The sequence below is a fragment of the Ensifer sp. Root1252 genome (genome assembly GCF_001425885.1).
Lineage (GTDB): Bacteria > Pseudomonadota > Alphaproteobacteria > Rhizobiales > Rhizobiaceae > Ensifer > Ensifer canadensis.
Genome location: NZ_LMDT01000005.1, coordinates 1 through 12,334 on the forward strand (window position 1 = coordinate 1; position 12,334 = coordinate 12,334).

The following is a 12,334-nucleotide window of genomic DNA, read 5'->3' on the forward strand; positions in this document are numbered from 1 at the left end:
CTCGTCGACGACGCGAACGAGGTGCTGGACCGACCGGATCATACCGCCAAACCGCCGCCGGAAAACTGTCCGGGATTTAGCGGAATCACTGTCCGGGAATTACTGAAAACGGTGTCCGGAGATTACCGGAAACCCTGTCCGGACTTTGCCGAAACCCGCAGCCAGGTTGTTCTCGTGTGTAATCGCCAGCATCAGTTCATCCGGTAGCCAGTCGTCAAGCACAAGAACGGCCGCGGGGTTCCCCGCGAAGAGGCGGTCGGTGAAAGCGTCGACCTGATACATGCGCATGGCAAATTCCGTACTGCAGATGATTTATCTTTGTTACTATCGGCCTGAATATCAGTCCGGGACGCAATAAGGCATCGGCGGATTCAGCCAGGGCCCTTCAGAGCTTGTATCAGATCGTCGATGATGTCCTGAGGATGCTCCAGCCCGACCGAGAGGCGGAGCAGTCCCGCCGGCGCCATTGTTTTCGGGCCTTCGACGGATGCGCGATGCTCGATGAGCGTGTGTGTCCCGCCGAGGCTTGTGGCCCGCGTCACGAGCTTGAGCCGACCGACGACCCCCATTGCGGCCTCGGCCCCACCCCGAATAACAAAGGACAGCATTGCGCCGTAGCCGCTCATTTGCTGCTGCGCGAGACCATGGCCCGGATCGTCATGCAGGCCAGGGAATAGCACCTTCTCGACATCTGGATGAGCAACCAACGCTTCCGCTATCTTCTGCGCGCCTTGGCAATGTGCCCGCATTCGGATGGGCAAAGTCTGCAAACCCCGCAGAGCCAACCAGCAGTCGAAGGCCGCAGCCACACTTCCCTTGTGTCGCTGGATCATGCGCAACGGTCGCTCCAGCGGCGATCCCTCGGGAACGACGACGACACCCGCCATGAGATCGGAGTGCCCGCCAATATATTTTGTCGCCGAGTGCATGACGGCATCCGCGCCCAGTTCAAGCGGACGCTGAAGCACCGGTGTCGCCCATGTGTTGTCCACTACGGCAAGCGCGCCGCCCTCGTGCGCGATCGCACATGCCGCCTGGATATCGACAATACGGATCAGCGGATTTGACGGAGTTTCGATCCAAACAAGCCCTGTCGGCGCTACCGTGACCGCGACACGCAAGGCATCGAGATCGCGCATATCGACCGGCTTGAATTCAAAACGCTTGCCGATGTCCGTCTCGTCAATGAGCGAGCGGATACCAAAATACATATCGTCCGGAACGATGATACGGCCACCGGTGGCATGCCCCTCGAACACGGCGGTGATCGCCGCCATGCCAGACGAAAAGGCCAGAGCCGCGCTCCCGTCTTCGAGCGAGGCCATCGCAGCCTCGAAGGCGTTGCGCGTCGGGTTCGCATCCCGGATGTATTCAAAGCCGGAGGGAAACGTACCGTCAGCGCCGCGTTGAAAGGTCGTACTCGTGTGCAGGGGGAGCGAAACAGCGCCGGTCGCCGGATCGACGCTGCGGCCGATATGGATTGCCTTTGTCTCGATACGCATCCACGAACCTCCATGTTGGATCTCGACGGCGAAGTTGAAGATTGCGACGCCGGTCATTATAGTGACTGTATAAGGCATAAGGAGTGAAAGTCAATATAATGACCGATATGATGATGGTGGCTGAGACGGAACAACAGCTCGGCTCGGTGCTTGCGAGCCGAATCCAGAATCTCCGGCATGAGCGGACGCTGAGCCTCGACGCACTCGCCAAGCTCACCGGCCTCTCCAAAGGCACCGTGGTGGCACTCGAAAAAGGCAAGGCGAACCCCAGTATCGGCGTCTTGTGTCGGCTGGCTGCCGCCTTTTCACTCTCTGTCTCCGATCTCCTGAGCAATCTGGTAAATGACGCGCCCGATAGTCCGCTTGAGCGCACCACACCAAAGATACTGTGGAGCAGCACCAATGGCAGCCAGGCACAGCTTCAGGTGTCCACGACCGGCCGGACCATGTTCGAGTTGTGGTCGTGGACCATTATGCCGGGCGAGGAGTATCGAGCCGATGCACACAGCCCGGATACACGCGAGCTGATTTCCGTTGCTGAAGGCAGCCTCAGCGTTCGCGTCGGTGCCGAAACCTTGATCCTGAATGCTGGGGAAGGTGCCCGGCTGGTCACGGATCAGGAACACTCCTATGCCGCAGCGGGCAATCGGCCCGCTCGCTTCACCATGGCCGTGCTGGAACGGGGAGGACCGGCCGACGAAACGCCATCCGTGGAGAACTGACGAAATGCCGAATCCGCCGGGCCAAACTGCCGGTCCGCGACGATCCCTTCGCTCGAAAACTGCGGCTTACCTCGTCTCTCTCGACGGTCGCAAAACGGCAATGTTTCGAGATGTAATTCCGCTGTTTCCGGGTGTTGATCGGGCCCCCCAGGGGGAGCACCCTGTTTCGTATCTCAGACCAGCCTTGACGATAGCCCGCCAGTGCAATGCGTGACCGAAGCGCTCGATGAACAGTTCGGGGCCAAGCGGGATGAGCGCGAGCGGGATCACGCATTTCTCCTTATGCTATCTGCTGGGGTGGCAGTTTAGAACGGTATCCAGAAGGACGGAGCTTCGACATTGGTGGACAGTATCCGGGCGACCGCCATCGTTTTACTGATGGGCCCGTCCAAGCGATGTAATGGCCATCCAACGCGCGCAAGAAGGCGCTCGAAACGAAGATCGGTCACGGTGGCGATTTCGATGTAACATTGGCCACGCACCACTCGATGATGCCTGCGGGTTGCCCCGGGGACGCCCCTCTTCCCTCCGCCGGGGCAGCGTCGACGCAGAAACGCGAGCTCTCGACCATGAAAGGGTGGGCGTCCGACCTCCCGCTTGGCAGAAGCGATGGCCCCAAGCGCGGGCAGAAGTCCAGCGCATCCTGCAACCTCGCCACTCGTCGACAGCGCAAGGATATAGTCCGGTTGAAGTGCGTCGAATGCGTCGGTTTCCCGACCATCGGTGACAGCGACTTCCCAACCTAGTCTGCCCGAGAACACCTTAGCTCGAAGCCTATGATGGGCGTCGAGTAGTTGTTGTTTGGACGTGCCCTGCTCTTCCGAAATCGCGATGACCCGCATGCCTTTCTGGACTACGGAAATCGCGGTGGAGATGAGCACGAAATAGAATCGCTGCGCTGTGGTTGGATTATACAGGCTCCAAACAGGTGTTCGGGTCCCAATGCGGTGCGAAGAGATCTCTGTCGCTGCTCGATGATGACCTTCGCTCGTGCATGATTCACAGTAGAACAATTGGCAGCGTGTTCGCGCTAACAAACGGAAAAGATTAGGGAAAGACCAGAAAGTCCACCTGCAGTCCTGTGCCAGAAGGCCGGTGTCGTTAACCTTTTGTTAACCCTAAACTTCTGGACCGCCTCGGAGAAACATGTCTATCCTTGGCGGGTAACGGCCTTCAAACCGACCGAAGGCCGCCAAGAGGTAAAAATGGCGATAGCAAACCGAGTAGAACCCGTCGTGGGCACCAAGGAAGATGCCGGCGACAAAATCATGCGGCATGCCGGGATTCTGTCCGGGCAATTGCAGCAGCTCAGAACTCGCATGTATCCGCCAAAGTCGGAAAAGGCCCTGCGTTCGTTCCTCACCAATGAAGTGTCGAAACTGACGTCCATACCCAATTCCACCCTCAAGCTCCTGTCCACCGAAGGACGTGGACCGGTGCCCAATCGGCTCGAGAACAATCATCGCGTTTACACGCTGTCCCAGATCAATGAGCTGCGGGAATTGTTCGCCAAGCAGAAGCCGGCGGAGGCCTTGCGGTTCCTCCCACGCCGCCGTGCCGGGGAGCATCTCCAAGTTGTTGCGATTGCCAACTTCAAAGGCGGCAGCGCAAAGACGACGACCTGCGTCCACCTATGTCATTATCTGGCTCTCCACGGCTACCGCGTCCTTGCACTCGACCTGGACCCTCAGGCGTCCCTGTCGGCCATGTTCGGCGCGCAGCCGGAGGTCGATGTGGGGCCAAACGAAACAATTTACGCCGCACTTCGCTATGATGAGGCCGAACGTCGGCCAATCCGCGATATTATCCGCAAGTCATACTTCGATGGCATCGACCTGATCCCGGGAAACCTGGAGGTCATGGAGTATGAGCACGAGACACCCCGCGTTCTGGCAAACAAATCGGGTTCTGGCGCCATCTTCTTCGAGCGATTGAAGCTTGCACTCTCCGAGGTCGAGGCCGATTACGACGTCGTTATTCTGGATACGCCGCCGTCGCTCGGATTTCTCACGCTGAGCGCGATATACGCCGCGACCAGCATGATCATAACTGTCCATCCAGCCATGCTCGATGTCGCATCGATGAACCAGTTCCTCCTGATGATGGGCGATCTCATTAGCGTTCTGAACGAGAGCGGAGCCCAGCTGGATCAGGATTTCATTCGATACCTGATAACACGGCACGACCCTAATGACGCCCCGCAATCCCAGGTCGTCGCGATGCTGAGGCACCTGTTCGGTTCCGATGTGCTGTTGCCGACCGCCATTGAGAGTACTGCGGTCGAGGCCGCCGGGCTTGCAAAGCGCTCCCTCTATGAACTCGAGATGGGACAGATTGGACGCGATACGCAAAAGCGTGCCCGGGAAGCTGTTGACGCAGTAAATGAGGCAATTGTTCGCTTGATCAATGACAGCTGGGGACGGGCATGAGCAAATCTCCTCGCAAATCAATCGTCGCCAGTTTTGGGCTGCTGTCAGCGGAGCTGGAAACTAAATTGGTCGAGCAAAAGCCAGCTACCCCGGTGCCGTCAGGCGGCAATCGTGTCGGAGCCGGTGTCGTCGCCGCCGCGCACCGCGCAATCGACGACATCCGATCAGAACGGGACCGGCTGAAAGCCCTCGTTGAGTCGGGTGCAGCCGCCGTTCGGCACTTGGATCCCTCACTCGTTGATCCCTCCCCGTACCCGGACAGACTGCCTGATGATGATGGGGCGAACTTCGAGGCATTTAAGCGCTCGATCGAAACCGAGGGACAGAAGGTTCCGGTTCAGGTCCGCAAGCATCCCTCCAGTCCCGATCGCTTTCAGATTGTCTACGGCCATCGCCGTTGGCTTGCTGCTCGACAGCTTGGCAGGCCCGTACTGGCCCTGGAAGTCGAAATTTCGGATCTCGACCTTGTCCTCGCACAAGGCATAGAAAATGCGAACCGCCAGGATCTCAGCTGGATCGAGCGGGCGTTGTTTGCATCGCGGATGGACCAGGCAGGGATCAAACCGCGCTATATCTACGCTGCTCTGGCGGTAGAAGACGCCGAATTGGCGAGAATGCGAAACGTATACAGGGTCGTTCCTGCCGATATCATCGAGGCTATCGGCCGTGCCCCAAAGATCGGACGGCCACGTTGGCTCGAACTTGCCAAGACGGTTAGCGACGTCCCGACGGCCATCGAAACACTCCGGGCTGCGCTGGTGGAGAAATTAGACGCGACTGAAACCTCCGATCAGCGTTTCCAGCGTCTTCTGAACACCGTCAAGCCCGTCCCTCCAAGGAGGGTTGCGCCGGCGATATCGGATAAACGCGGTAATCGGCTTGCCACCTTGGTGGCGTCTCCAAAAGAGGTCCGAATTGCAGCCGAGGGATCGCTTGGGAGCGAGTTTCTGAAGTTTCTACAGGCGGAGTTGCCCAGCCTTGCTGAGCGCTTTGCCAGTGAACATGAACAGGAGCAATCCTGACAGCTGTCAGGGTTTTCGAGACGTAACAGGAAAGGAAGCGCTGCAAAAGAAAAAGGCCCCCTAAACGTTGCCGTCGTGGAAGCCTCTCTCAAAGTGTGACAACTCGAGAATCGCATTTCCCCGAATCCCAGTCAAGAGTCTTGGCACCGTTAATTTGGTGAGCGGATTTCTTTTGCCTCTTGAAAGGTGAAAGAAAATGGAAAGCAGACATGTAACGACGCCCTTTGGGCGGCGGCCGATAACGCTTGCCTTGGTGAGCCGGCAGATAGCGACGAAAGAAATCAGATCCGACAAAACGACAGACAAGTGGAAGGTCTTCCGGGATGCATCCGAGGCGCGGAAATTCCTAGGCGTCCAGGATCGCAGTTTGGCGGTCCTGGAAGCTCTCCTCAGTTTCTATCCCGAGAATGAATTAAGGCAGGGTTGCCAACTTGTCGTTTTTCCGTCGAACGCGCAACTGACCCTCAGAGCCCACGGTATCGCGGGCGCGACGCTTCGGCGGCACTTAGCGCTGCTCGTCGAAGCTGGGCTGATTGTTCGAAGGGACAGTGCCAACGGCAAGCGCTACGCACGCAAAAACAAGAGCGGCTCGGTCGAGAGTGCCTTTGGATTCGATTTATCGCCGCTGCTCATGCGCGCGGAGGAGCTCGCCCAGTTGGCACAGCGAGTTTGCGCGGACAGGATCGCATACCGCAGGGCCAAGGAAGATCTCACGATATGCCGGCGTGACGTCCGCAAGCTCATCTCCGCCGCAATCGGAGAGGGGGCCGACGGCCACTGGCAGAAGCTGGAGGCCGTTTACCTCGAGCTCGTGCGCCGAATCCCACGTGCACCCGTCTTGTCCGATCTTCATGGCCTTCTCGAGGAAATGGAGATGCTGCGTGAAGCAGTCCTCAACGTATTGAATATAAAGCAAAAAGCGGAATTTTTGAGCGCCAATGATGATCACAATGAGCACCACAAACAGAGTTCAAATACCGAATCCCTCTATGAACTTGAACCGGGCTCTGATGTCGAAGAGCGAGCTATGCCTTGCCAAAACAGGGAACCGGCTAACGTAGCGCTGAAGGTGTTTCCGTTGGACATGGTGTTGCGGGCATGCCCTGAAATCGTTGCATACGGCCCGAATGGGCGGGTAGCCAGCTGGCGGGATCTGACGTCGGCATCCGTCATCGTCAGGTCGATGCTTGGTGTTACTCCATCGGCTTATCAGGAAACGTGCGATGCGATCGGACCGCAAAATGCGGCTGTCATGATCGCCTGCATCCTCGAGCGGGCAGGGCACATAAACTCGGCAGGCGGATACATGCGGGCTCTAACTTCGAAATCAAAACGAGGGCAATTTTCGCTAGGGCCGGTTTTGATGTCGTTGTTGAGGGCGAAAGGAATTTGCGCTCGCAGCGTTCATGATCACGGAGCGTTGCCATGACCTCACAGAAAACCCTGACAGCTGTCAGGGTTTCCAGAGCATGGGATCTCTGACCCGCCCCGCCAGAGCTGTCGAACCGGCGAGCATTTACTGTCAGCAAGTCAGGGGCCGGCGCCAGCGGTGTCGAGAACCTGCCCCTGTCGCCACACGGGGCGGTGGGTTGGCCGCTGCTAGTAGACAAACCTCAAAGGCAACATCCAGAGACTTTTCGCGGCGGGCCCTAAGTCCACCACCTGACCATCCTTGAAGATGTAGACGGTGCTGCAGACCTCCTGGACGACCGCCAGATCATGGGAGATGAAGATCATCGTCATGTCCCGCTCGGCGATCGTGTCCTTCAGAAGCGCGACGATTTCGGCCTGAACGGACACGTCGAGCGCTGATGTCGGCTCATCCGCGACAATGATCTGAGGTCTTGCCAGCAAGGCCCGGGCGATACCAACGCGCTGCGTTTGTCCGCCGGAGAGCTGATGCGGATGGCGGTTGAGCAGGCTTCGGGCAAGACCCAGCCGATCCATCATGGTCGAAAGGTCGGGGAGCGCTCCCCTGGGGCCTATCCTTGCGCCGAACCGAATGCTCTCGCCAAGCGTCTCGTCGATGCTCATCCTGGGGTTCAAGGATACGGAGGGATCCTGGAAGATCATCTGCACGCGACCAAGCAGGCGGCCGCGGCGGCCGCTCTTCGAGACATCAAACTCGATTCCATCGATGGTAACCGTGCCAGCTTGGGCACTGTTCAAGCCTGCGATGATGCGCCCGATCGTCGTTTTGCCGCTTCCACTCTCGCCGACGATGCCGGTGACAGTGCCGCGCGCAAGCCGAAGTTTATGTCTCGCAATCCAAACGTCGGCGCGTTGGCGTTAAAGCTCCACGCAAACCCTCGGGGAGAGAACTGCTTCGAGACGCCTTTTACCGCAAGAAGCAAGTTCCCGCCGCTTTCCGAAGCAATGTGCGGCGACGCCAGAAGCGCGTGCAGAATGAAGTCGACCGCCTCGCCGGAGGTGCCGCCGTACCAGACGGCATAGTCGCCGGCCGCCCGTTTCGTGTTGAACACCGAGAAGGGTGCTGCTGCCGGCTGGGCGATCACGCGCCAATTCGGGCCCAGCTTTGTGCGACAGCCTGAAGGCTTTCGGCGTCGCCGGAATAGCGACCAGCGGGTCCGGCGAGGATAAGATTGAAGCCATCAGGGAAGCCGGCCTTGGCCAGAAGCGCCTTTGCCTCGTCGTAGTTCGGCTCCTGCGACTGCAGTTTCGCCGACGTGCCGGCAGGCCAGTGGGAAACACTTGTGCTGCCGCCGTGCCATAGCCCGCCAGGATCAGAATGCCCCGGTCCACAGCCAGCGCAAGCGCCCGCCGGACCAAGGGGTCCTTGAATGGATTGGGGATCTGCTTGCTCGACTTAGCCGTCACACCGAAAAGCACCTCTCGTGCGACATCGAACTGCACGAAATTGAGGCAGCTCCCACACTCGCAACCTTCGCGTTGCGCTGTTTCACGGAAGCAACATCGCGAGCCGGAATGGCATCGGCTACATCGACTTCACCAGTGCTGAGCGCCGCCACGCGCGCGGCGGGATTTTCGATCACCCGAAACGTGACCTTCGCCCAGCCAGGCTTACCGCCCCAGTAGCTGTCGTTTCGCACGAGTTGCAACGTTTCGCCCGAACTCCAGCTCTCGAGCCTGTACGGTTCTGTGCCAATGGGGCTACGACCTGCGTTCAAGTCTTCCGTCGTCTGGAATCCCTCGGAGGGCCGGTTCATCACGAACATGGAGGAGAAAAAGAGGGTAGGTTGGGAACGGCGCCATTGGTCTCGATGACGACGGTGAGGGGATCCGGTGCCGAGACCGATTTGATGGCGCTCACATAGGAGCGAAAGCCGCCGCCGGGCGGTTTGAGAAAGTCCCGAATGCGCTCGATCGTGTAGACGACAGCGTCCGAAGTAAACGCTGAGCCGTTATGAAAGCGGACGTCGTCGCGGAGCTTGAACTCCCACTGGGTGTCCAGACAGTGGTCGTCAGGACGTCGCAAGACCAGGCTTCAGCTCCAGCTTCTCGTCCTGATAGACGAGCCGCTCGTAGATGTGCGACAGCAGCGAGGTGTTCTCGTTGAGACTGGCGTATTGCGGATCGAGCGTCATCAGCTTTTAGGACGTGGCGATCCGCAGCTCTCCGAGGTCTTGTGCCTGGACCGGCGTCAACGGAGCACTTCCGAGCATGATCGAGATCACAAGTGTCGAAAATAGGCGTCGGCGAAAGGGGCTTCCCAGTTTCATGTGCGGTTCCTTGTTTTGGTTCTTGATAGAGTCGGAACGCCGCGTTGGAGTACTCCCCAACGCGTGGCTTCCAGGGCGAAACGCGTGCAAGGCGTGGTCGCGCGGTCTTCTGTCAGACTGACGCCGAACCGCGGATCACACGCGCACTTGGGACATCACTGTTCAGCCGCCCTGAAACATCGACAGGCGCTGGGACGACAACAGCTGAATGCGCCGGTCCCCCGGCCGAGGCGCTATTGATCTTCAGGAGATCGGCGATGACGGAGCGGATTTGTGGCCATGGATCTTCTTGGCTTGTGGGGGACGGTTGCGACCTGGTGACAACGGCTTGGAGCTTGGCCGTTGCACCGGCAACAGATTGCGCCGGAGTATTCCACAAGTCCTCCGCTGCTCGGTCCTCTGCAATAGACGCACGGTCCTCTGCTTCGAGGGCCTCGTCGTAAGCCCGCGAAGCCGCCGTTGGCGCGGATCCGGATGCGTCCCGGATTGCCGCGGCAACCGAGAGGAGTGACGTTTCGAGTCGCTGCTGACGCAACTGTGATTCGTCCAGACGCTGCCACGCAATGCGCCATTGATGCCAAACCGCGAGTACGGGATCGTCATCGAATGGTCCCAAGGTCGGGGTCTTGGTCGCGGAAAGCTCTTGATATGTGGGTAAAGGGGCCGTCGATCCGAGGGAAGGGCAGTCTTCCATCGTGACCGCAGACAAAGTTCTGCTATTGTCGGAATCAGCCATGATCCGAGCTCCCTACAGCTTAGGTTGTGGTCAGGCTGTGCCAGGTGGTGCGAGCACCGGCACGGCCGATCTGAACCTTTAAGTGCCATATGAACGAAAAAAGTTCAACCGGAAAACGAACTTTATGAACGAAATAACGGGAGCTCAAATTCGCGCGGCAAGGGCCTTAGTTAGATGGACCGCTGAAGACCTAGCCGATTCAGCAAGTGTCGGTATCTCAACGATACGACGCGCAGAAGCGGAAGACGGGCTGCCGACAATCACTGCTGCAAATTCAAAGCTCATCCGAATTGCCCTTGAGGGCGCCGGCATCGAGTTCATCTCTGAAAACGGTGGCGGCGTGGGTGTTCGCTTCAAGAAGCAGCTTAAGTTGTGATGGGGACTTCAGCGGCGGACCACACTCCAACAAACCATTCGACCGCGGCTAACGAGCTAGTCGCTGGCGAGATGCTGAGCGTGGCGACATCGTCGTCGGTCAGAAGCGCAGCAAGCTGATCGCCAAGCCTACCGCTCGAAGTCCGATACATTCAATGTTGCCAATGAGGCGCCACAGGAAAGCGCGCTGGAGGCGATCTTACCATCGAACTGGCTGATCGGGCGATCTGCCTTGCGCCGCTAGATGGGGCCCCAGATTCCATCACTTCGGGGTTTCAGACGCTGTTTAACCGCATCGTCGAGATTTCGGATCGTCATGCTGGCCATTGGCACCTCTCCTTCATCATTGATTGCAGTTCGTCATTGATTGCGTGAATTTCAATGGTAGCTAAGCGGCACCCCGGATGCTCTCGGCGCAGACAGAGCGCACCAGCGACCGCGGAGTTGGAATCTTTTCAGTTAGACGCTGAAAAACCAGTAGCCACCACCCCAAGCTCTGATGATCGCTGTCTGGCAGCGCGCCCGCTTATTCCACTCACCCCGCTTCTCTGCGCTTTGCGAGAATCCAATCGACCGCGGCGGAAATATCGCGCAGTGTCGCCGTCGGTGCAGGCTCGAAACGGCCTTCGTCGCCGTGGCGATACTTTCCGGTGCGCACCAGCAGCGCATGGGCAAAACCGATCCTCAAGGCCCCAGCGACGTCCGTTTCCGCATCGTCGCCGATCATCACGGCCTCTCCTTCTGTGCAGTTGATGGTGGCGAGTGCCGAGCGGAAGAATGCCGGAGCCGGCTTCCCAAGGACAATGGCGTCTCTTTGGCTTGCGAATTCCAGTGCAGCGACGAACGCTCCCGCGTCAAGGCTGAGTTTTCCGTCGGAACCCTGAACGTCCGATTGGCTGCGAGAGCGAGCAATTCCGCTCCGTCGACCAACTCTCGAAATGCCGCATTCAGCGCTTCGTAGTCGAATGCGTCTCCCGCGTCGCCAACAACGATCGCCTTCCCGCGACTGCCTTCCAGGCCTTGAAATTCCTGAATTAGATCGGGGTGTAACAGAAGATGTGGCGATCGCTCGTGCTTGCGAAGCCAATTGCGCGCCGCCTGCGCCGGAGTGAAGAGTTCGTCGCTTGTAACCGAAAAACAAAGCCTGGCGAGCCGGTCGAGTACGGCTTGCTTGTTTGAGCGGGTGGTGTTGCTCACAAAGCAAACCAGGAGACCGGCCTCGTGCAGGCGCGCCACTGCTTCAGTCGCGCCAGGCACGGCATCTTCGCCATCATAGATCACGCCGGCGAGATCCAAGAGCACACCTTTGATCATCACATCACGATGACACGGAGAGACAATGGGCAAGCTCTTCCGACATAGCTGGTTGCAATCTCCCGGAGGATCGGATGCGGGATCCAATCGACCATCACCTGTGTGCGGTCATCAGTGGATCATCCCGAATCCGTCACTATCGATACGGAGGCCAACCAGGACGCCTGCGAGGCGATGGGGCCGGAGAACGCGGCCGCGACGATGGCCTGCATTCTCGAAAGGGCAGGGCACATTAATTCCGCCGGCGGATATCTGCGCAATCTGAGCGACAAGGCGAGGCGAGGCGAGCGGAATTTTCGCTCGGACCAGTGCTGATGGCGTTGATGCGGGCGAACGGCGCCCCGGGGCGCAAGGCGTCGTGACGCAGAAAATGAAGGAATCTTCCAGAGAGAATCGGGTGGATGCCACCTTTTGGGAGGCAGCACGGTCAGCTACGCTGAACCTTACCCAGCATCCGGACACGAGGTTCAGACTTCATTGCGGTCGTTTCCGGTGGGGAGTTCGAGCAGAGACGGATTGATGTAAAGGTTCGC

10 protein-coding genes and 6 pseudogenes are annotated in these 12,334 nt (G+C 58.7%); 7 read left to right on the forward strand and 9 right to left on the reverse strand.

Annotated elements, in window-relative coordinates:
* A partial coding sequence (locus ASD02_RS39390; RefSeq protein WP_210178848.1) for a hypothetical protein occupies nt 1-207 on the forward strand: 207 nt, incomplete at its 5' end.
* On the opposite strand, the pseudogene ASD02_RS07135 reads toward ASD02_RS39390, so the two are convergent.
* Nucleotides 160-288 (reverse strand): annotated as a pseudogene (locus ASD02_RS07135) (PhzF family phenazine biosynthesis protein); the annotation flags it as partial. The gene ASD02_RS39390 and the pseudogene ASD02_RS07135 sit on opposite strands and share 48 nt — an antisense overlap.
* Before the next feature lie 83 nt (nt 289-371).
* Nucleotides 372-1,559: a PLP-dependent aspartate aminotransferase family protein gene (locus tag ASD02_RS07140; RefSeq protein ID WP_347376820.1), complete on the reverse strand. Its 1,188-nt coding sequence runs from the start codon at nt 1,557-1,559 to the stop codon at nt 372-374.
* Nucleotides 1,560-1,600: 41 nt separating this feature from the next.
* Between ASD02_RS07140 and ASD02_RS07145 the strand changes: the two genes are divergently transcribed.
* Complete coding sequence (locus ASD02_RS07145; protein ID WP_057220401.1) at nt 1,601-2,224, forward strand: XRE family transcriptional regulator; 624 nt, start codon at nt 1,601-1,603, stop codon at nt 2,222-2,224.
* A gap of 280 nt (nt 2,225-2,504) precedes the next feature.
* On the opposite strand, the pseudogene ASD02_RS07150 reads toward ASD02_RS07145, so the two are convergent.
* A pseudogene (locus ASD02_RS07150) lies at nt 2,505-3,066 on the reverse strand (acyl-homoserine-lactone synthase).
* 363 nt (nt 3,067-3,429) lie between these two features.
* On the opposite strand from ASD02_RS07150, the gene repA reads away from it, so the two are divergent.
* The 3 genes from repA to repC (ASD02_RS07165) all read left to right on the forward strand — a co-directional run bounded on the left by repA (nt 3,430) and on the right by repC (ASD02_RS07165) (nt 7,104).
* Nucleotides 3,430-4,653, forward strand: a complete 1,224-nt coding sequence (gene repA, locus ASD02_RS07155) for a plasmid partitioning protein RepA (RefSeq protein WP_057220402.1) — start codon at nt 3,430-3,432, stop codon at nt 4,651-4,653.
* Nucleotides 4,650-5,675 carry a plasmid partitioning protein RepB gene (gene repB / locus ASD02_RS07160; protein ID WP_057220403.1) on the forward strand — a complete coding sequence of 342 codons (1,026 nt, stop codon included), beginning with the start codon at nt 4,650-4,652 and terminating at the stop codon, nt 5,673-5,675. Before repA ends, repB begins: the two co-directional genes overlap by 4 nt.
* A 196-nt stretch (nt 5,676-5,871) precedes the next feature.
* Entirely contained in the window at nt 5,872-7,104 is a 1,233-nt protein-coding gene (gene repC, locus ASD02_RS07165; RefSeq protein WP_057220404.1) for a plasmid replication protein RepC, read from the forward strand.
* A 215-nt stretch (nt 7,105-7,319) separates the two neighbouring features.
* Here repC (ASD02_RS07165) and ASD02_RS38930 read toward each other — a convergent pair.
* The 3 genes and pseudogenes from ASD02_RS38930 to ASD02_RS39575 all read right to left on the reverse strand — a co-directional run.
* Nucleotides 7,320-8,032: pseudogene (locus ASD02_RS38930) on the reverse strand (ATP-binding cassette domain-containing protein); the annotation flags it as partial.
* A 24-nt stretch (nt 8,033-8,056) separates the two neighbouring features.
* A pseudogene (locus tag ASD02_RS40335) lies at nt 8,057-9,376 on the reverse strand (ABC transporter substrate-binding protein); the annotation flags it as partial.
* A gap of 112 nt (nt 9,377-9,488) precedes the next feature.
* The gene (locus ASD02_RS39575; RefSeq protein ID WP_063978342.1) at nt 9,489-10,112 is read right to left on the reverse strand and encodes a hypothetical protein; all 624 of its coding nucleotides are present in this window, start codon (nt 10,110-10,112) and stop codon (nt 9,489-9,491) included.
* Between the two features lie 124 nt (nt 10,113-10,236).
* On the opposite strand from ASD02_RS39575, the gene ASD02_RS07185 reads away from it, so the two are divergent.
* Nucleotides 10,237-10,488, forward strand: a complete 252-nt coding sequence (locus tag ASD02_RS07185) for a transcriptional regulator (RefSeq protein WP_057205229.1) — start codon at nt 10,237-10,239, stop codon at nt 10,486-10,488.
* Nucleotides 10,489-10,616: 128 nt separating this feature from the next.
* Here ASD02_RS07185 and ASD02_RS39580 read toward each other — a convergent pair.
* The 3 genes and pseudogenes from ASD02_RS39580 to ASD02_RS07190 all read right to left on the reverse strand — a co-directional run.
* Nucleotides 10,617-10,727 (reverse strand): annotated as a pseudogene (locus ASD02_RS39580) (VapC toxin family PIN domain ribonuclease); the annotation flags it as partial.
* 295 nt (nt 10,728-11,022) lie between these two features.
* Complete coding sequence (locus ASD02_RS40530; RefSeq protein ID WP_347376822.1) at nt 11,023-11,319, reverse strand: HAD hydrolase-like protein; 297 nt, start codon at nt 11,317-11,319, stop codon at nt 11,023-11,025.
* Nucleotides 11,214-11,801 carry a hypothetical protein gene (locus tag ASD02_RS07190; RefSeq protein WP_347376821.1) on the reverse strand — a complete coding sequence of 196 codons (588 nt, stop codon included), beginning with the start codon at nt 11,799-11,801 and terminating at the stop codon, nt 11,214-11,216. Before ASD02_RS07190 ends, ASD02_RS40530 begins: the two co-directional genes overlap by 106 nt.
* Before the next feature lie 150 nt (nt 11,802-11,951).
* Here ASD02_RS07190 and repC (ASD02_RS07195) point away from each other — a divergent pair.
* Nucleotides 11,952-12,163 (forward strand): annotated as a pseudogene (repC, locus tag ASD02_RS07195) (replication initiation protein RepC); the annotation flags it as partial.
* Nucleotides 12,164-12,334 lie beyond the last annotated feature (171 nt).

Coding starts and splice junctions, on each gene's coding strand:
- ASD02_RS07140 (WP_347376820.1), bottom strand. CDS start 1,559: ATGACCGGCGTCGCAATCTTCAACTTCGCCGTCGAGATCCAACATGGA.
- repC (WP_057220404.1), top strand. CDS start 5,872: ATGGAAAGCAGACATGTAACGACGCCCTTTGGGCGGCGGCCGATAACG.
- repB (WP_057220403.1), top strand. CDS start 4,650: ATGAGCAAATCTCCTCGCAAATCAATCGTCGCCAGTTTTGGGCTGCTG.
- ASD02_RS07190 (WP_347376821.1), bottom strand. CDS start 11,801: ATGATCAAAGGTGTGCTCTTGGATCTCGCCGGCGTGATCTATGATGGC.
- ASD02_RS07145 (WP_057220401.1), top strand. CDS start 1,601: ATGACCGATATGATGATGGTGGCTGAGACGGAACAACAGCTCGGCTCG.
- ASD02_RS39575 (WP_063978342.1), bottom strand. CDS start 10,112: ATGGCTGATTCCGACAATAGCAGAACTTTGTCTGCGGTCACGATGGAA.
- repA (WP_057220402.1), top strand. CDS start 3,430: ATGGCGATAGCAAACCGAGTAGAACCCGTCGTGGGCACCAAGGAAGAT.
- ASD02_RS07185 (WP_057205229.1), top strand. CDS start 10,237: ATGAACGAAATAACGGGAGCTCAAATTCGCGCGGCAAGGGCCTTAGTT.